The organism is Geobacillus uzenensis (genome assembly GCF_002217665.1).
In the GTDB taxonomy this organism is placed as follows: Bacteria; Bacillota; Bacilli; order Bacillales; family Anoxybacillaceae; genus Geobacillus; species Geobacillus subterraneus.
This window is the reverse complement of sequence record NZ_NEWL01000010.1, coordinates 74,769-93,057: the sequence shown is the minus strand read 5'-3', so window position 1 is coordinate 93,057 and position 18,289 is coordinate 74,769. Positions and strand designations below refer to the sequence as shown.

Genomic DNA, 18,289 nt, shown 5'->3' with positions numbered 1-18,289 from the left:
ACTTTGTTTTCTGAAAGAAAAAACCCCATCAGCCGCGCTTGATGAGGCAAAAGGTAACTTCGTTATTTTTTGGCGATGCGGATTGTAATTTGATAATAATCGTCAAACTCTTCTTCTTCGGAATGGACCGACACCCCGCTATTTTCCACCATGGAAAGCGATTGGCGGATCGTATTGACGGCGATGCGCATATCGCGGCTGAACGCCTTTCGCTTCGGCTTCGGCTTTCGTTCGCCTGCCTCGAGCATCTTTAGCACCCGGTCTTCCGTCTGTTTGACGTTTAATTGTTTATCGATGATTTCTTGCAGCAGTTTCAGCTGTTTCTCTTTATCTTTCAACACGATCAGCGCGCGCGCATGGCGTTCAGTGATCATCCGCTGCAGGAGCGCCTCCTGCACTTCTTGCGGAAGCTTGAGCAGGCGCAGCTTGTTGGCGATGGTCGACTGCCCTTTGCCGAGGCGCTGGGCGAGCGCTTCTTGCGTTAAATCATGGAGCTCGATCAATCTCGCATACGCCATCGCCTCTTCGATTGGCGTCAGTTCCTCACGCTGCAAGTTTTCAATGAGGGCGACGGAGGCGGTTTCTTTATCGTTTAAGTTTTTAATAATAGCGGGGATTTCCGTCCAGCCAAGCTTTTGCACCGCCCTCCATCTTCGCTCGCCGGCGATGATTTCAAATTGTCCGTTTCCGCATTCGCGGACGACGATCGGTTGAATGATGCCGTGCGTCCGAATTGTCAACGCCAGCTCGGCAATTTTCTCTTCATCAAACACCGTGCGCGGCTGAAAACGGTTCGGGATAATGCTGGCAACCGGAATGTGGCGAACTTCCTCCCTCTCTTGCTTTTCCCCCGCCTCTTCTTGCTCTTTTTCTCCAAAGCTGAACAAGCGTGAAAACGGATGCTTCATCCCCCTACACCACCTTTGGACATACTTGGCCAAGTTCTCTGTTTCGCCCGGCAGGCGCCGCTGCTTATGGCCATCTTCGTTTTCCTCAGCACGGGACGCAGGGCGGGAGCCGCACAGCCCCTTTTCCCTCTGCCTCTCCCACCGCGCCCGCAAAACGTTACTGAATCGGTTGTTTGTTTGGCGTCCCCGGTTTGCGCGGGTATTGGGACGGCGTCTTTTTCGTTTTATGGACGAAAATAACCGTCCGTTCGCCCTCCTCAAACGGCAACGTGAACGTTTTCGCCGCCGCCACTTCCCCGCCGAGCACGGCGATCGCTTTTTTCCCTTCTTTCAACTCTTCAGGTGCCGAAGCAGCTTTCATCGCGATGAATGTACCGCCGACTTTCACAAGCGGAAGGCAAAGTTCAGCAAGCACCGGCATGCGCGCCACCGCCCTGGCCGTAACGACGTCGAACGATTCACGCATCCCCTTTTCGCGGGCAAACGTCTCCGCGCGATCGTGATAAAAGGCGATATCCGTAAGCCCCAGTTCTTCGGCAAGATGCTGCAGAAAGCGGATGCGTTTTTGCAGCGAGTCAACGATCGAAACGCGCAAGTGCGGAAAACAAATTTTCAGCGGAATGCTTGGGAATCCTGCCCCAGCGCCAACGTCGCAAAGCGAGAACGGCTCGGAAAAGTCGTAATAAAAGGCCGGAGAAACGGAATCAAAAAAATGTTTCACATACACGCCGGGCTTGTCCGTAATGGCGGTCAAATTCATCTTCTCGTTCCATTCGACGAGCAATTCATAATAGCGCTCAAACTGCGCAAGCGCCTGGGAAGAGAGGGAAATTCCCCTCTCTTCAAGCAAGGCTTGAAATTGTGTCGCCTCCATAAGCCAATCCTTTCCCTCATGTTTATTCATTCGACACACGCGCGATTCTTCCTTGTTCCAAATACACTAATAATATCGAAATATCGGCCGGATTGACGCCGGAAATGCGCGATGCTTGGGCAATCGAGAGCGGACGCACTTGTTTCAGTTTTTGCCGCGCTTCGGTCGCCAGTCCTTGGATGGCGTCGTAGTCGATATCTTCCGGGATTTTTTTGTTTTCCATTTTTTTGAGCCGTTCGACTTCTTGCAGCGATTTTTGGATATAGCCTTCATATTTGATTTGAATTTCAACTTGCTCGGCGACTTCTGGAGCGATGTCTTCGTCAGCCGGAGCGAGTTTTTGGATATGTTCGTACGTCATTTCCGGACGCCTTAGCAGATCAGCGGCGCGGATGCCGTCTTTCAACTCGCTTCCGCCCGCCTGGCGGATCACTTCTTGCACCTCTGGCGTCGGTTTAATGATGACCGTTTGCAGCCGTTTTTTCTCCCGTTCGATCGCCTCTTTTTTTGCCAAAAATGCTCGGTATCTCTCTTCGGAAATCAGGCCGATCCGATACCCGAGCTCGGTCAAGCGCAAATCGGCGTTGTCGTGGCGGAGCAACAGCCGATATTCGGCGCGCGATGTCAGCAGGCGGTACGGCTCGTTTGTCCCTTTGGTCACCAAATCGTCGATCAAGACGCCAATATAAGCGTCCGAACGGCTTAAAATGATTTCCTCGCGGCCGAGCGCGCGGTGGGCGGCGTTAATGCCGGCCATAATCCCTTGACCCGCCGCTTCTTCGTAGCCGGATGTGCCGTTAATTTGCCCGGCGGTGTACAAGTTTTTCACCAGCTTTGTTTCCAACGTCGGCCAAAGCTGTGTCGGCACGATCGCATCGTACTCGATCGCATAGCCGGCCCGCATGAGCTGCGCTTTCTCGAGCCCTGGGATCGTCTCAAGCAGTTTGCGTTGGATATGTTCCGGCAAACTTGTCGACAGCCCTTGCACGTAGACTTCTTCCGTTTCCCGCCCTTCCGGCTCGAGGAAAATCTGGTGACGAGGCTTGTCGTGGAACCGGACGACTTTATCTTCGATCGATGGGCAATAGCGCGGTCCGGTTCCTTTAATCATGCCGGAGTACATCGGCGACAAATGCAAATTTTCATCAATGATGCGGTGCGTTTCCTCTGTCGTATACGTCAGCCAGCACGGCAGCTGGTCGGTGATGTATGTTGTCGTCTCGTATGAAAACGCCCGCGGCTCTTCGTCTCCCGGCTGAATTTCTGTTTTGCTGTAGTCGATCGTCCGGCTGTTGACGCGCGGCGGCGTGCCTGTTTTGAAACGGACGAGCTCGAACCCAAGCTCTTCTAAATGCTCGGACAACTTGATTGACGGCTGCTGGTTGTTCGGCCCGCTTGAATATTTAATATCGCCGATAATAATTTCCCCCCGCAGAAACGTCCCGGTCGTAATGACGACCGCTTTGGCGTAATAATGGGCCCCTGTTTGTGTAATGACGCCTTTGCAGACGCCGTCTTCGACGATGAGCCGCTCAACTTTCCCTTGCAGCAGCGTCAAATTTTCCTCATTTTCGAGCGTCTTTTTCATTTCCCGCTGGTACAGCACTTTGTCAGCCTGTGCCCGCAGCGCGCGGACGGCCGGACCTTTGCCGGTGTTAAGCATCCGAATTTGAATGTATGTTTTATCAATGTTTTTCCCCATTTCCCCGCCGAGAGCGTCGATTTCACGCACGACGATCCCTTTCGCCGGTCCGCCAATCGACGGGTTGCACGGCATAAACGCAATCATGTCGAGGTTAAGCGTAATGACGAGCGTTTTCGCCCCGATGCGCGCCGCCGCCAAAGCCGCCTCACAGCCGGCGTGGCCGGCGCCGATGACGATGACGTCATACGATCCTCCGTGATACTCCATTTCGTTTCCTCCTTGCTTATTTTCCTAAACAAAATTGGGCAAACAGCTGATCAATCAAACTTTCGTGCAATGTATCGCCAACGATTTCGCCAAGCAGCTCCCACGCCCGGCGCAAATCGATTTGAACGAGGTCGACCGGCATGCCGGCGTCAATGCCGGAAAGCGCATCATCGATCGCCTTTTTCGCTTGCTCGAGCAACGCGATATGGCGGGAGTTCGAGACATAAGTCAAGTCGCCGGCTTCTAGTTCACCGCCAAAAAATAAATCGGCGATTGCCTTTTCGAGTTCATCAATCCCTTGTTCGCGCAATAGTGATGTTGCCACAATCGGCCGGCCGGCCGCAAGCTCTTTGACCCGTTCCATATCAATATTTTCGGGCAAATCCGTTTTATTGACGATTACGATGACATCCATTCCCTCTGTCATCGCAAACAGCCGCTCATCCTCTTCGGTCAGCGGTTCATGGTAGTTCAAAACGAGCAAAATTAAATCAGCCCGCTTCAACATTTGCTGCGAGCGCTCAACGCCAATCCGCTCAACAACATCTTCTGTTTCGCGGATGCCGGCGGTGTCGATCAAGCGGAGCGGCACGCCGCGGACGTTGACATACTCTTCGATGACATCGCGCGTCGTTCCCGGGATATCGGTGACGATCGCCCGGTTTTCGTGAGCGAGCGCATTTAACAGTGATGACTTGCCGACGTTCGGCCGTCCGATAATGACCGTCGCCAAGCCTTCGCGCAAAATTTTCCCTTGGGCGGCGGTCGACAGCAGCTTTTCAATTTGTCCGCGCACGTATTCTGCCTTCTCCTTCAACAGACGCGGCGTCATCTCCTCGACATCATCGTATTCTGGATAGTCGATGTTGACTTCAACGTGCGCCAACGTTTCTAAAATGGTCTGCCGCAATTCGCGGATTAATGTCGACAACCGCCCTTCCATTTGCTGCAAGGCGACGTTCATCGCGCGATCCGTTTTGGCGCGAATCAAGTCGATGACTGCTTCAGCTTGGGATAAGTCGATGCGCCCGTTCAAAAACGCCCGCTTCGTAAACTCCCCCGGCTCAGCGAGACGCGCCCCGTTCGCGAGCACAAGCTGCAACAACCGATTCACGGAAACGAATCCGCCATGGCAATTAATTTCTACTACATCTTCGCGCGTAAATGTTTTCGGCGCCCGCATGACCGATACCATGACTTCCTCGACGGTTCGTCCGCTTTTCGGGTCAACAATATGCCCGTAATGAATCGTGTGTGACGGCGCATCTTTCAGCCGCTTTCCGGTCGGGCTGCGGAAAAGCCGATCGGCGATTTCTATCGCCTCGTCCCCGCTCAGGCGAACGATGGCGATCGCCCCTTCCCCCATCGGCGTTGAAATGGCGGCAATCGTATCAAATTCTGTCATGGCTTGTTCACCTCGCTTTTTCTCCGTTCCATCTATATCCACAGCTTTTTCGCCGTATTCACCTTGTGAATTTTTGCTTAGTTCAATTTTAACTTATCCACATGTGAATAACAATATGGCACACTTCTCCTGATTGTCTAAAAATGAATAGGGCCCGCCGCAAACCGGAACGCGCAGTTGTTTACACCGGGTCTATGTTGCGTTAGACATAAACATATCGGCATCTCGCCGCTTAGAAAAACGGAAGCCAAAACAAAAAAAGAGAGGCCTCCTCTATGTGGTTTAGAGAGGTGCCTCTTTCCTTGACGGTTGTTTTTTGCCTACGGCGGGCGAAACGACGATCGAACGGTGCGGATCAGCTCCGATCGAGTAGGTGGAGACATGTTTATGGCCGGCCAGTGCCGCATGAATGATTTTTCGCTCATGCGCCGGCATCGGCTCAAGCTTGACTTCTTTCCCTGTCTTGACCACCCGGGCTGCCAGCTTGTGTGCCAATTCGACAAGCGCCTGTTCTCTTCGTTCGCGGTAATTTTCTACATCGACGGTGATCGACACGTATTCATCGGCATGGCGGTTGGCGACGAGCTGCGCCAAAAACTGAAGCGCGTTTAACGTTTGTCCGTGTTTGCCAATCAGCAAACCGATCGGCCCCCCTTGAACGCGGAGCGTTACTTGTTTGCCGCGGCGGACGGCCTCGACGTTTGCCCCTTCCGCCCCCATTTGCACGATAACTTGTTGCAAAAAACGCACTGTCTCCTCAACCGGATCGATTTTCAGCACCGCTTTCACAACCGCCGGCCGGCCGCCAAACAGGCCGAACCAGCCTTTTTTCCCTTCATCGATCACGACGATGTCCGCGCGCTCCCGAGGTGCACCGAGCTGTGTGAGCGCCAGCTGCACCGCTTCTTCGACCGTTGCGGCAGTCGCGGTAACTTCCTTCACTTTTTCGCTCCTCCTGGATGGGCAGAAACAGTCGGCCCTTTAATGAGATATGTTTGCACGATGGAGAAAATATTTCCGACAACCCAGTAAAGCGACAAGGCGGCCGGGAAGTTGATCGCAAAAATGACGATCATAATTGGCATCATCCAAAGCAGCATCGCCATTTGTGGATTTTGCTGAGCCGAGCCGGCCATCATTATTTTTTGCTGGATAAACATCGTCACTCCAGCGATCACCGGCAAAATATAGTACGGGTCCTTTTCGCCAAGGTCAAACCATAAAAAGTTATGCTGGGCGATTTCCCTTGTGCGCATAATGGCATGGTAAAAACCGATTAAAATCGGCATTTGAATTAAAATCGGAAAGCAGCCGGCCATCGGGTTGACGCCATGCTTTTGGAACAATAACATCATCTCTTGCTGGAGCTTTTGTTGGGTTTGCGCGTCTTTAGAACTGTATTTTTTGCGCAACGCCTCGATTTCAGGCTGAAGCGCTTGCATCGCCTTCGCATTGCGCGTCTGTTGAATCATCAGCGGCAAGATGAGCAGGCGGATGAGAATGGTAACGACAATGATCGACAGCCCGTAGCTTCCGCCAAGCATCTCGGCGACGTATTTAATAAGCCAAGAAAGCGGATAAACGATATACTCGTTCCAAAACCCCTTGCTTTCTCGGGTGATCGGTTCATTAATCTCCGTGCATCCAGACAACATGGCAGCCAATGCACTGAGCAATACAATGAATGTAATTCGCCTTTTCACCTTCTTTTTCCTCCCACATGTACAAGTTCATGTATGTATTTTACCACCTTTTTTTGCCGCGTGGAGCATTTTTTCAAGCCGAATCCGACGTTCGGCCTCCCTTTTTCAACCCCCCGGCTTTCCGCAGCACATGGACCAAACTCTTTTTTACTTCGGCATAGCCCATTTCAGCCGCAGGCTGTCTCGCGATAATGACATAGTCCTTGCCAGGAACGACTTGTTCCTTTAACTCGAGAAAACATTGGCGGATGTATCGTTTAATTTGGTTTCTGACAACGGCCTTGCCAAGCTTTTTGCTGACCGAAAGCCCGATGCGAAAGTAAGGCTGCTCCGGGCGGTCAAGCGTATACACGACAAACTGCCGATTGGCCGTCGAAACGCCCCGTTGAAACACTTCTTGGAATTCCTCGTTTTTTTTGATCCGATACTTTTTTTTCATTTTCCCGAAACACTCCATTTGCCTAATTTCCCAGCGGCAAAATGTTGAGAAAAAAGACCACTGATGCTTCAGTGGCCTATTATGCAGACAATACTTTTCTTCCTTTGCGACGGCGACGCGCCAATACTTTTCTCCCATTTTTCGTGCTCATGCGCGCGCGGAATCCGTGCACTTTGCTGCGCTTCCGTCTATTTGGTTGATACGTCCGTTTCATCTATGACACCTCCCTAGGGAATAACTGTTACGGGCAGTCTTTCTCATTATATTGAACAATCTTAGCAAATGTCAACCGCCTTCGCATTTTTCTTGCCTTCATCAGCGGTGTGGATAATTTTTCTCCCCTAAATAACAATCCACAACATTTATCGACATTTTTTTCACATGTTCAACCGTGTGGATAGCGATTTTTTCACAACCTGTCCGTTTTGTGGATAATCAAAAAATTCCGTTGCAACAAGCCGCTTTATTTGCTATTATTATTGTGTTTTCACTATGAATAACCGTGTGGATAAAGAAAGATATCCACATTTTGTGGATAGACTGTGGATATATTTTTGCACAACTTGTTTATAGTGTTGTCCACAGATGGTGGATTTTGTCGAAAAGCCGCCTTGTTTCCTTAATATATTTTTTCCACAAATTATTTTTTAAACGAACGATTATCCTCTGACCAAGGGAGGGGCAACGGGTGGAAAATATCCATGATTTATGGGATCGCGTGCTCGGGGAAATTGAACAGAAAATCAGCAAGCCGAGCTTTGAAACTTGGCTCAAATCGACGAAAGCCCACTCTTTACGAGGTGACACGCTCGTCATCGTAGCCCCAAACGAGTTTGCTAGAGACTGGCTTGATTCCCGCTATTCCCATTTAATTGCCGAAACGATTTACGCGATTACCGGCGAAGAGCTGGCGGTCAAATTTATCATTCCGCCAAACCAAGCTGACGATGAATTGGAGTTTCCGCCGTCGGCGAAAAAACAGCGAAAGCCGTACGAAGAGGCGAACGACTTCCCGCAGAGCATGTTAAATCCAAAATATACGTTCGACACGTTTGTCATCGGCTCTGGCAACCGGTTTGCTCACGCCGCCTCGTTAGCGGTCGCTGAAGCCCCGGCCAAGGCGTACAATCCCCTCTTCATTTACGGCGGAGTCGGGCTCGGAAAAACACACTTAATGCACGCGATCGGCCATTACGTAATCGAACATAACCCGTCCGCGAAAGTTGTCTATTTGTCTTCGGAAAAATTTACAAACGAGTTTATTAACGCCATCCGCGACAACCGCCCTGACGACTTTCGCAATAAGTATCGGAATGTCGATGTTCTGCTGATTGATGACATTCAATTTCTAGCTGGAAAGGAACAAACACAGGAGGAATTTTTCCATACGTTTAACACGCTGCACGAGGAAAGCAAACAGATCGTCATTTCGAGCGACCGGCCGCCAAAAGAAATTCCGACGCTTGAAGATCGCTTGCGCTCGCGCTTTGAGTGGGGGCTAATCACGGACATCACGCCGCCCGATTTAGAAACGCGGATTGCCATTCTTCGCAAAAAGGCGAAGGCGGAGGGGTTTGACATCCCGAACGAGGTCATGCTTTACATCGCTAACCAGATTGATTCAAACATCCGTGAACTCGAAGGTGCTCTCATTCGGGTCGTCGCCTACTCATCGCTCATCAATAAAGAAATCACGGCTGACCTGGCAGCGGAGGCGTTGAAGGATATCATTCCAAGCGCGAAGCCGAAAGTCATTACGATCCAAGACATTCAGCGCGTTGTTGGGCAGCATTTCAACATTAAGCTCGAGGATTTTAAAGCAAAAAAACGGACAAAATCGGTCGCGTTCCCCCGGCAAATCGCCATGTATCTCTCCCGTGAGCTGACCGACTGCTCGCTGCCGAAAATCGGCGACGAATTTGGCGGCCGCGATCATACGACGGTCATCCATGCCCATGAAAAAATATCAAAGCTTTTGCAAACCGACACGCAGCTGCAAAAACATATAAAGGAAATCCAAGAAAAGCTGAAGCAACTGTGAATAACCAGCCTTGTTTTATGCACAGCCTATCCACATGTGGACAGGCTGTGCTTACTTCGCTTTTCTTGCTTATCCACATACTAACAAGCCATACGACTATTACTATGATTTTTATTTTTATATTTTTATAATTTATTTCCGAACATCAACAAAATGGGGAGGAACGACAAGTGAACATTTCCATTGACCGCGAAGCGCTGGCGAAAAGCGTCCAAGACGTAATGAAGGCTGTATCGACGAGAACAACGATCCCGATTTTAACCGGGATTAAGCTGACGGCAACCGCCCGCGGAGTGACGCTGACGGGAAGCGACTCTGACATTTCGATTAAGTCGTTTATTCCGCTCGAAAAAGAAGGACGCTTGCTTGTTGATGTAAAAAGACCAGGAAGCATCGTACTGCAAGCGCGCTTTTTTGCCGAAATCGTCAAGAAGCTGCCCCAACAAACGGTTGAAATCGAAACCGAAGACAACTTTTTGACCGTCATTCGCTCGGGCCACTCGGAATTCCGTCTCAACGGCCTAAACGCTGAGGAATATCCTCGTTTGCCGCAAATTGAAGAGGAAAACGTGTTTCAAATTCCGGCTGATTTGTTAAAAACGGTCATCCGACAAACTGTATTTGCCGTATCAACATCGGAAACACGCCCAATCTTGACAGGTGTCAACTGGAAAGTCGAAAACGGCGAACTGATTTGTACGGCAACAGACAGCCATCGCCTGGCGATGCGCAAGGTGAAAATCGAAGCGGAAAACGCTGTTTCGTATAACGTTGTCATTCCGGGGAAAAGTCTCAACGAACTAAGTAAAATTTTAGATGACGGCAGCGCTCCGGTCGATATCGTTATTACGGCCAACCAAGTGTTGTTTAAGGCGGAACATCTTCTATTCTTTTCTCGGCTGCTTGACGGAAACTATCCGGAGACAGCCCGCTTGATCCCGAGCGACAGCAAAACGAACATGGTCGTCAATGCAAAAGAATTTTTGCAGGCGATCGATCGGGCGTCCTTGCTTGCGAGGGAAGGAAGAAACAACGTCGTGAAGCTGGCGACGCTCCCAGGAGGATTGCTCGAGATTTCTTCGATTTCTCCAGAAATCGGAAAAGTAACTGAGCAGCTGCAGACGGAATCGATTGAAGGTGAAGAATTAAACATTTCCTTCAGCGCAAAATACATGATGGATGCGCTGCGGGCGCTTGATGGCAACGATATTCAAATCAGCTTCACAGGGGCGATGCGGCCGTTCTTATTGCGCCCGCTCCATACGGACTCGATGCTTCAGCTTATTTTGCCGGTAAGAACGTATTGATTCCGCAGCTTTGCGCGCATAACGGGTGTGCTGTCTTGAGCATGGCTCTTTTTATGCCCGATGGGGAGGATGGGAATGTTTGTTGTCCTCGCTCATCGGCTTTCTTTGCGAGTGGAAGAGTTTTTCGGTAAAATAAAAGAATAGGCAGTTTGAAGGAAAGCGAGCGATACGCGGATGGAACAAAAGGTAACGATTATAACAGAAACGATTACGCTAGGGCAGCTGCTGAAGCTGATGAATTTGATCGAGACGGGCGGCGCAGCCAAATGGTTTTTACAAGAGTATAATGTGTTTGTCAACGGCGAAAAAGAAGACCGACGCGGCCGGAAACTGAAAGACGGCGACCGGGTCGACATTGAACGGATCGGCACGTTTATCGTCACGCAGGTGAAGTAGGTGAAGGCCGAGTGTTTCTAACTAACTTAACGTTAACGAACTATCGCAATTATGAACATGAAACGTTAAGCTTTGACCGGGGCGTAAGTATCATCTTAGGGGAGAACGCCCAAGGAAAGACGAACATGATGGAGGCCATTTATGTTTTGGCCATGGCAAAATCGCATCGCACTGCCAACGATAAAGACCTTATCCGTTGGAATGAAGAATATGCTAAAATAGAAGGAAGAGCGGAAAAACGAAGCGGTTCTTTAGCGCTTGAACTGACGATCTCGAAAAAAGGAAAAAAGGCGAGATGCAACCATATTGAACAGCAGCGGCTCAGCCAATATGTCGGCCATTTGAACGTTGTCATGTTCGCTCCTGAGGACTTGAATTTAGTCAAAGGAAGCCCGCAAGTGCGGCGCCGGTTTGTCGACATGGAGATCGGGCAAGTATCGCCCGTTTATATACATGATTTGAGCCAATATCAAAAACTGTTGCAGCAGCGCAATCATTACTTGAAAATGATGCAGGCGCGTGAGCGAAGCGACGAGGCGGTGCTCGATGTATTAACCGAGCAGCTCATGGTGCTGGCGGCAAAAATCACCTTGCGACGCCGCCAGTTTTTGTCGTTGCTCGAGCAATGGGCGATGCCGATCCATCACGAAATCAGCCGCGGCGCCGAACGGCTTCACATCCGGTACGAACCATCGGTCGACGTATCAGAAAAGGCAGAATTGTCGAGAATAGTAGAGGCATACAGCGAAACGTTTGCCGCTATGAGGGAGCGGGAAATTCAGCGGGGAACGACGCTTGTCGGCCCACATCGCGATGATATCGCGTTTATTGTCAATGGAAAAAACGTACAAACATTCGGCTCCCAAGGACAGCAGCGCACAACGGCGCTGGCAGTCAAACTGGCGGAAATTGAGCTTATCTTTTCTGAGTTAGGCGATTACCCCATTTTATTGCTCGATGATGTGTTGTCGGAACTTGATGACTTTCGGCAAACCCACCTCCTTGATGCAATCCGAAAAAAAGTGCAAACTTTTGTCACTACAACAAGCATCGACGGCATTAAGCACGACATCATTCAAGAAGCGGCCATTTATCGAGTTCGCTCCGGTTCGGTAACCGCCTCTTCTTGACTGTGGAACGTTGAACGTTTGCAAAGAAAGCGTAGGTGATATGGCATGACAATGGAACAGCGGGTTGAGCAGGCGTACGATGCGAGTCAAATACAAGTGCTTGAAGGCCTCGAGGCGGTTCGAAAACGCCCGGGGATGTACATTGGCTCGACAGGACCAAAAGGATTGCACCATCTCGTCTGGGAAATCGTCGACAACAGCATCGATGAGGCGTTGGCCGGCTATTGCACGGAAATTCATGTGACGATCGGAGAAGATAACAGCATCACTGTCGCTGACAACGGACGAGGCATTCCGGTTGATGTGCATGAGGCGACGGGGCGTCCGGCTGTTGAGGTCATTATGACTGTCCTTCACGCCGGCGGAAAGTTCGGCGGAGGGGGCTATAAAGTGTCCGGCGGCTTGCACGGCGTCGGCGCCTCGGTTGTGAATGCCTTATCGGAATGGCTGGAAGTTTATGTGTACCGCGACGGAAAAATTCACTACCAAAAATATGAACGGGGTGAACCTCGCACCGACTTGCAAGTCGTCGGTGAAACGGACCGGACCGGGACGACGACCCGTTTCAAGCCGGATCCGGAAATTTTTACAGAAACGACTGAGTTTGACTATGAGACGCTGGCCACCCGGCTGCGCGAGCTCGCTTTTTTAAACCGCGGCTTGAAAATTATCTTGACGGATGAACGGGTCGACAACCGGAAAAACGAATATTTTTATGAGGGCGGCATCCGCTCTTACGTGCGCCATTTAAACCGCACGAGGGAAGTGCTGCATGAGGAGCCGATTTATATCACTGGCGAGCGCGACGGTATCGCCGTTGAAATCGCCTTGCAATATAACGACGGCTACACAAGCAACATTTACTCGTTCGTTAACAACATTCATACGTATGAAGGGGGCATGCATGAGTCCGGCTTTAAAATGGCGCTGACGCGCATCATCAATGACTATGCGCGCAAACAGCAAATTTTTAAAGATAACGACGCCAATTTGACCGGTGAGGATGTGCGCGAGGGGCTGACGGCCATCGTGTCGATCAAGCATCCATCTCCGCAGTTTGAGGGGCAGACGAAAACGAAGCTTGGCAACAGCGATGCGCGCACCGTGACAGACGCCGTCTTCTCCGAGCAGTTCGAGACGTTTTTACTTGAACACCCGGCCGTTGCCCGAAAAATTGTCGAAAAAGGCATGATGGCGGCGCGCGCCCGGTTAGCGGCGAAAAAAGCGCGCGAACTGACACGGCGGAAAAGCGCGCTCGAAATTTCCAACTTGCCCGGCAAGTTGGCCGACTGTTCGTCAAGAGATCCATCTATCAGTGAGTTGTATGTCGTTGAAGGCGATTCGGCGGGCGGTTCGGCGAAACAAGGGCGTGACCGCCATTTCCAAGCCATTTTGCCGCTGCGCGGGAAAATCATCAACGTTGAAAAAGCGCGATTGGATAAAATTTTGTCGAACAATGAGGTGCGGGCGATCATCACTGCGCTTGGCACCGGTATCGGGGAGGATTTCGACATCTCGAAAGCGCGTTACCATAAAGTCATTATCATGACCGACGCGGACGTCGACGGCGCCCACATCCGCACGCTCCTGTTGACGTTCTTTTACCGCTATATGCGCGAATTTATCGAGCGCGGCTACGTCTATATCGCCCAGCCGCCGCTGTATAAAATCGAACAAGGAAAACAAGTGCGCTACGCTTACAACGACCGCCAGCTCGAAAAAATTCTTGCCGAGCTGCCGGATCAGCCGAAACCGACGATTCAGCGCTACAAAGGATTGGGCGAAATGAATCCGGAGCAGCTTTGGGAAACGACGATGAATCCGGAAACGAGAACGTTGCTGCAAGTGAGCTTGCAGGACGCCATTGAAGCGGACGAAACGTTTGAAATTTTGATGGGCGACAAAGTGGAACCGCGCCGCCAGTTTATTGAAGAAAACGCCCGTTATGTGAAAAACTTGGATATTTAAGGCTGAAAAAGAGAGGGAAGCGGCCGCCCTCCCCGCTTCACCTTGCCGACGGGGCCATCCGGCGCGCGAGCGAAGCGGCGCCCGCCATCCGTTCGTTTCTGCCGCCGATTAGGCAGACCGGAACGGAGGAGGTTCAAAAGGGAGGTTTGGACGAATGGAAGAACATGAACAACCGCGCATTCGCGAAGTGAATATTAGCCAAGAAATGCGTTCTTCGTTCCTCGATTATGCAATGAGCGTCATCGTTTCACGGGCCTTGCCGGACGTGCGCGACGGATTGAAACCGGTGCATCGCCGCATTTTGTACGCCATGCACGATCTTGGCATGACCGCTGATAAACCGTACAAAAAATCGGCCCGCATCGTCGGCGAAGTGATCGGGAAATACCACCCGCACGGCGACGCCGCCGTGTACGATACGATGGTGCGCATGGCACAAGATTTCAACTACCGGTACATGCTCGTTGATGGGCACGGCAACTTCGGATCGATCGACGGCGATGCCGCCGCCGCTATGCGTTACACAGAAGCGCGCATGTCGAAAATCGCAATGGAGCTGTTGCGCGATATCAATAAAGACACGATTGACTACCAAGACAACTATGATGGCTCGGAAAAAGAGCCAGTTGTGCTGCCATCCCGGTTTCCGAACTTGCTTGTCAACGGTTCATCGGGCATCGCCGTCGGGATGGCGACGAACATTCCGCCGCATCAACTTGGCGAAGTGATCGACGCCTTGTTGGCGCTAAGCCAAAACCCGGAGATGACAGTCGCTGACTTAATGGAATACATCCCTGGGCCTGATTTTCCGACTGCCGGACAAATTATCGGCCGCAGCGGCATCCGCAAGGCGTATGAAACTGGACGGGGTTCGATTACGTTGCGCGCCAAGGCTGAGATCGAGCAACACGCCAACGGCAAAGAAACGATTATCGTGAGCGAACTCCCTTACCAAGTGAACAAAGCGAAACTGATTGAACGAATCGCTGAACTTGTGCGTGAGAGAAAAATTGACGGGATTACTGATTTGCGCGACGAGTCGGACCGGAGCGGGATGCGCATCGTCATTGAAGTACGGCGGGATGCCAACGCGAAAGTCGTTTTAAACAACTTATACAAACATACAGCATTACAAACGAGTTTCGGAATCAATATGCTCGCCTTGGTCGACGGCGAGCCGAAAGTGCTGAACTTAAAAGAGTGCTTGGAGCATTATTTAACCCATCAAAAAACAGTTATCCGCCGACGGACGGCATTCGAGCTTAAAAAAGCTGAGGCGCGTGCCCACATCTTAGAAGGCTTGCGCATCGCTCTCGATCACCTAGATGAAGTGATCGACCTCATCCGGCGTTCACGAACGACGGAAGCTGCGCGCGAAGGGCTGATGGAGCGATTTTCGCTCAGCGAACGGCAGGCGCAGGCGATTTTGGATATGCGTCTGCAACGGCTGACCGGCCTTGAACGGGAAAAAATCGAACAAGAATATCAAGATCTTGTCCGTCTTATCGCCGAGCTGAGAGCGGTGTTGGCTGACGAAGAGAAAGTGTTGCAAATTATTCGCGACGAGCTTAGCGAGATTAAAGAGCGGTTCAACGATGAGCGGCGTACCGAAATCGTTGTTGGAGCCGTCGAACAGCTCGACGATGAAGACTTAATCCCTCATGAGCATATTGTCATTACGCTCACCCATAAAGGCTATATTAAGCGTCTGCCTTTATCGACGTATCGGAGTCAGAAGCGCGGCGGCCGGGGCGTGCAAGGAATGCACACGGCGGAAGACGATTTTGTCGAACATTTGCTCATTACATCGACCCACGACAACGTGCTGTTTTTCACGAACAAAGGGAAAGTATATCGGGCGAAAGGCTACGAAATCCCGGAGTTCGGCCGAACGGCCAAAGGGCTGCCGATCATTAACTTGCTTGAGCTCGATAAAGATGAGTGGATCAACGCGATGATCCCCATTGAGACATTCGACGACGAACGTTACCTTGTGTTTGCGACAAAACAAGGGATCGCCAAGCGTTCTCCACTTTCCTCCTTCGCCCACATCCGCAACAACGGGTTAATTGCTATTCATTTGCGCGAAGGGGATGAGCTGATTTCCGTCAGGCTGACGGACGGCAAAAAACATTTGATCATTGGCACGAAAAAGGGGATGCTCATCCGCTTCCCGGAAACCGACGTCCGAACGATGGGCCGCAGCGCAACCGGAGTCAAAGCGATCACGCTCGACGGCGACGATGAAGTCGTTGGCATGGAGATTTTAGAAGATCACCACGACGTGCTTGTCGTCACGAAAAAAGGGTTCGGCAAGCGCACCCCAGCTTCGGAATACCGGGTGCAAAGCCGCGGCGGCAAGGGATTGAAAACGTGCAATGTTACAGAAAGAAACGGTTCTGTCGTCGCAGTGACAACGGTCGTCGGCAACGAAGACTTAATAGTGATTACGACCGGCGGCGTGCTCATCCGCATCGCGGTCCATGATATTTCCCGAACAGGGAGAATTGCCCAAGGCGTCAAACTCATTCGCCTCTCCGGCGAAGATGAACACGAATGCGTCGCCACCGTGGCGAAGGTACCCGAGGAAGAAAAAGAGGAAGAGGAAAACCATTTGGCTTAGTTTCTATGACGTTCCGGCCACAAAGGCACGGAGCGTCTTTCCTTTTGGTGCTGAAGCACTCCCATTACAGGAAAAATCATGTTAAGATAAACATAAATGTTATAGGCAGAGGTGCATAAACCGATGGTGCGCGTTAAATTGGACCAGCTTTGCGAAGGCTGTGTGCTTGCTGAGGATGTGCTTGGCAAAACAAAAAAACCGATCATGTTGAAAAACACGGTGATCACGAAGCCCCTGCTGCACGTGCTCAGCAAGTTTCTCATTGATGAAGTGGAGGTCGAACCAGTACTAGTCAATGGTGAGCCCTTCCTTGGGGGCGACCCCTCCTTGACGAAACCCGACGAGCGGCCGGTTATGCTGTATTTAGAGGCAGTGCAACAGTATAAAAGGGTGTTTCAGTCATGGCAATCCGGGTTGCCGGTCGATATCCGCGAAATAAGAGAGATCGCCATCCCGCTGTTCAACAAAATGATAAAGCATAAACGAGAGTTGCTTGTGCTTCATCATTACACAACAAAAGAAGAATATTTATACCATCACGCTGTCAGCGTTGGTTTGCTCGCCGGGTTTCTAGCCATGCAGCTCGGCTACGGCCAAGGCGAATGTCACCAAATCGTGCTTGCTGGCGTTTTATCTGACTGCGGCATGGCCAAAATAAGCAGCCAAATTTTGTTGAAGCCTTCGGCGCTTACCGAGGCAGAGTTCCGTGAAATAGAACAACATCCTATTTTTGGTTACCGAATGGTGCAAAAAATTGCTGCGTTAAACCAAGGAGCAAAATTAGCTGTGCTGCAACACCACGAGCGAAATGACGGCAGCGGATATCCGTTGCGAGTCAAAGCGGAAAAAATTCATCCATATGGCCAAATTATTGCAGTCGCTGACGTATACTATGCAATGACTTCAGAACGTCTGTACCGCCGCAAGCAGTCCCCCCTTCGTGTTATTGAAACAATGCAGCGGGAGCAAGCGGGCAGATTAAATACAGAGGTGGTCGCTTTGCTTTTCAACCATCTAGTCAGCTTGCAAACGGGAACTATGGTCAAACTATCAAACGGTGAAACAGCTGAAGTAGTATTTACTCAGCGCGACGAGCCACTAAGGCCGATCGTCAAGGTGATCGAAACTGAAGAGTTGCTTCCGTTAGCCGAGCACCGAGATCTGTACATCGAGGAAATCTTATCACCTTGATTGAGAAATCCCACCTTAAACCAAAAGCGGGAGATGGATCATCTATTTTCTGTGAAAATCCCGTCGGTAAGCGGTGATTTTCATCCCCGGGTGGAGGGCAAAACGTTGCCCATGGACTTTTTTGTGAACCGTTTATCCAAAAAATACCGTTGCATAAACAACAACAACATGATACAATCAATTTTGCTTGCGAAGACAACGAAATAAAAAAACACTATTGACTTTTCGTTGTCCATACGTTATTATTTAATAGCTGTCATCATTAAGAGATGCAAGGTTCCTTGAAAACTAAACAAAACACAAGCGTCATACGAAAAGCTGAGGCCGCCCGTCTATCGGCGAAACGCGCTGGAGGGCCTGCGAGGAGGCTATCGCCGCCGCAGCAGGACCGA

Annotated in this window: 15 protein-coding genes; 7 read left to right on the top strand and 8 right to left on the bottom strand. The window is 50.8% G+C overall.

Annotated elements, in window-relative coordinates:
• Nucleotides 1-62 precede the first annotated feature (62 nt).
• The 8 genes from noc to rpmH all read right to left on the bottom strand — a co-directional run bounded on the left by noc (nucleotide 63) and on the right by rpmH (nucleotide 7,455).
• Nucleotides 63-908 carry a nucleoid occlusion protein gene (gene noc / locus B9L21_RS15910; RefSeq protein WP_063167090.1) on the bottom strand — a complete coding sequence of 282 codons (846 nt, stop codon included), beginning with the start codon at nucleotides 906-908 and terminating at the stop codon, nucleotides 63-65.
• A 157-nt stretch (nucleotides 909-1,065) separates the two neighbouring features.
• A complete protein-coding gene (gene rsmG, locus B9L21_RS15905; protein WP_063167438.1) occupies nucleotides 1,066-1,782 on the bottom strand; it encodes a 16S rRNA (guanine(527)-N(7))-methyltransferase RsmG in 717 nt (238 codons plus the stop codon).
• A 22-nt stretch (nucleotides 1,783-1,804) separates the two neighbouring features.
• Complete coding sequence (mnmG, locus tag B9L21_RS15900) at nucleotides 1,805-3,694, bottom strand: tRNA uridine-5-carboxymethylaminomethyl(34) synthesis enzyme MnmG (RefSeq protein WP_063167089.1); 1,890 nt, start codon at nucleotides 3,692-3,694, stop codon at nucleotides 1,805-1,807.
• A 16-nt stretch (nucleotides 3,695-3,710) separates the two neighbouring features.
• Nucleotides 3,711-5,099 carry a tRNA uridine-5-carboxymethylaminomethyl(34) synthesis GTPase MnmE gene (mnmE, locus tag B9L21_RS15895; RefSeq protein ID WP_063167088.1) on the bottom strand — a complete coding sequence of 463 codons (1,389 nt, stop codon included), beginning with the start codon at nucleotides 5,097-5,099 and terminating at the stop codon, nucleotides 3,711-3,713.
• A 282-nt stretch (nucleotides 5,100-5,381) separates the two neighbouring features.
• Entirely contained in the window at nucleotides 5,382-6,041 is a 660-nt protein-coding gene (gene jag / locus B9L21_RS15890) for an RNA-binding cell elongation regulator Jag/EloR (RefSeq protein WP_063167087.1), read from the bottom strand.
• A complete protein-coding gene (gene spoIIIJ / locus B9L21_RS15885; RefSeq protein ID WP_063857352.1) occupies nucleotides 6,038-6,802 on the bottom strand; it encodes a YidC family membrane integrase SpoIIIJ in 765 nt (254 codons plus the stop codon). Before spoIIIJ ends, jag begins: the two co-directional genes overlap by 4 nt.
• Before the next feature lie 73 nt (nucleotides 6,803-6,875).
• Nucleotides 6,876-7,241 (bottom strand): ribonuclease P protein component, encoded by a 366-nt coding sequence (gene rnpA, locus B9L21_RS15880; protein WP_063167437.1) that lies wholly within the window; start codon nucleotides 7,239-7,241, stop codon nucleotides 6,876-6,878.
• Between the two features lie 79 nt (nucleotides 7,242-7,320).
• Nucleotides 7,321-7,455 (bottom strand): 50S ribosomal protein L34, encoded by a 135-nt coding sequence (rpmH, locus tag B9L21_RS15875; RefSeq protein WP_020961658.1) that lies wholly within the window; start codon nucleotides 7,453-7,455, stop codon nucleotides 7,321-7,323.
• 474 nt (nucleotides 7,456-7,929) lie between these two features.
• Between rpmH and dnaA the strand changes: the two genes are divergently transcribed.
• From dnaA to B9L21_RS15840, 7 genes are all read left to right on the top strand, one after another.
• A complete protein-coding gene (dnaA, locus tag B9L21_RS15870) occupies nucleotides 7,930-9,282 on the top strand; it encodes a chromosomal replication initiator protein DnaA (protein ID WP_063167085.1) in 1,353 nt (450 codons plus the stop codon).
• Nucleotides 9,283-9,452: 170 nt separating this feature from the next.
• Nucleotides 9,453-10,589, top strand: coding sequence for a DNA polymerase III subunit beta (gene dnaN / locus B9L21_RS15865; protein WP_063167084.1), 1,137 nt, complete (start codon nucleotides 9,453-9,455; stop codon nucleotides 10,587-10,589).
• A 174-nt stretch (nucleotides 10,590-10,763) separates the two neighbouring features.
• Nucleotides 10,764-10,985: a S4 domain-containing protein YaaA gene (yaaA, locus tag B9L21_RS15860; protein WP_063167083.1), complete on the top strand. Its 222-nt coding sequence runs from the start codon at nucleotides 10,764-10,766 to the stop codon at nucleotides 10,983-10,985.
• A gap of 11 nt (nucleotides 10,986-10,996) precedes the next feature.
• Nucleotides 10,997-12,115 carry a DNA replication/repair protein RecF gene (recF, locus tag B9L21_RS15855; RefSeq protein WP_063167082.1) on the top strand — a complete coding sequence of 373 codons (1,119 nt, stop codon included), beginning with the start codon at nucleotides 10,997-10,999 and terminating at the stop codon, nucleotides 12,113-12,115.
• Nucleotides 12,116-12,160: 45 nt separating this feature from the next.
• A complete protein-coding gene (gyrB, locus tag B9L21_RS15850; RefSeq protein ID WP_063167081.1) occupies nucleotides 12,161-14,083 on the top strand; it encodes a DNA topoisomerase (ATP-hydrolyzing) subunit B in 1,923 nt (640 codons plus the stop codon).
• Between the two features lie 154 nt (nucleotides 14,084-14,237).
• Entirely contained in the window at nucleotides 14,238-16,706 is a 2,469-nt protein-coding gene (gene gyrA / locus B9L21_RS15845) for a DNA gyrase subunit A (protein WP_063167080.1), read from the top strand.
• Nucleotides 16,707-16,829: 123 nt separating this feature from the next.
• Nucleotides 16,830-17,897: an HD-GYP domain-containing protein gene (locus B9L21_RS15840; RefSeq protein ID WP_063167079.1), complete on the top strand. Its 1,068-nt coding sequence runs from the start codon at nucleotides 16,830-16,832 to the stop codon at nucleotides 17,895-17,897.
• Nucleotides 17,898-18,289 lie beyond the last annotated feature (392 nt).

What these genes read in the sequence shown, in the direction of transcription:
- noc (WP_063167090.1), bottom strand. Translation starts at nt 908, where the DNA reads ATGAAGCATCCGTTTTCACGCTTGTTCAGCTTTGGAGAAAAAGAGCAA.
- rsmG (WP_063167438.1), bottom strand. Translation starts at nt 1,782, where the DNA reads ATGGAGGCGACACAATTTCAAGCCTTGCTTGAAGAGAGGGGAATTTCC.
- mnmG (WP_063167089.1), bottom strand. Translation starts at nt 3,694, where the DNA reads ATGGAGTATCACGGAGGATCGTATGACGTCATCGTCATCGGCGCCGGC.
- mnmE (WP_063167088.1), bottom strand. Translation starts at nt 5,099, where the DNA reads ATGACAGAATTTGATACGATTGCCGCCATTTCAACGCCGATGGGGGAA.
- rnpA (WP_063167437.1), bottom strand. Translation starts at nt 7,241, where the DNA reads ATGAAAAAAAAGTATCGGATCAAAAAAAACGAGGAATTCCAAGAAGTG.
- rpmH (WP_020961658.1), bottom strand. Translation starts at nt 7,455, where the DNA reads ATGAAACGGACGTATCAACCAAATAGACGGAAGCGCAGCAAAGTGCAC.
- yaaA (WP_063167083.1), top strand. Translation starts at nt 10,764, where the DNA reads ATGGAACAAAAGGTAACGATTATAACAGAAACGATTACGCTAGGGCAG.
- gyrB (WP_063167081.1), top strand. Translation starts at nt 12,161, where the DNA reads ATGACAATGGAACAGCGGGTTGAGCAGGCGTACGATGCGAGTCAAATA.
- gyrA (WP_063167080.1), top strand. Translation starts at nt 14,238, where the DNA reads ATGGAAGAACATGAACAACCGCGCATTCGCGAAGTGAATATTAGCCAA.
- B9L21_RS15840 (WP_063167079.1), top strand. Translation starts at nt 16,830, where the DNA reads ATGGTGCGCGTTAAATTGGACCAGCTTTGCGAAGGCTGTGTGCTTGCT.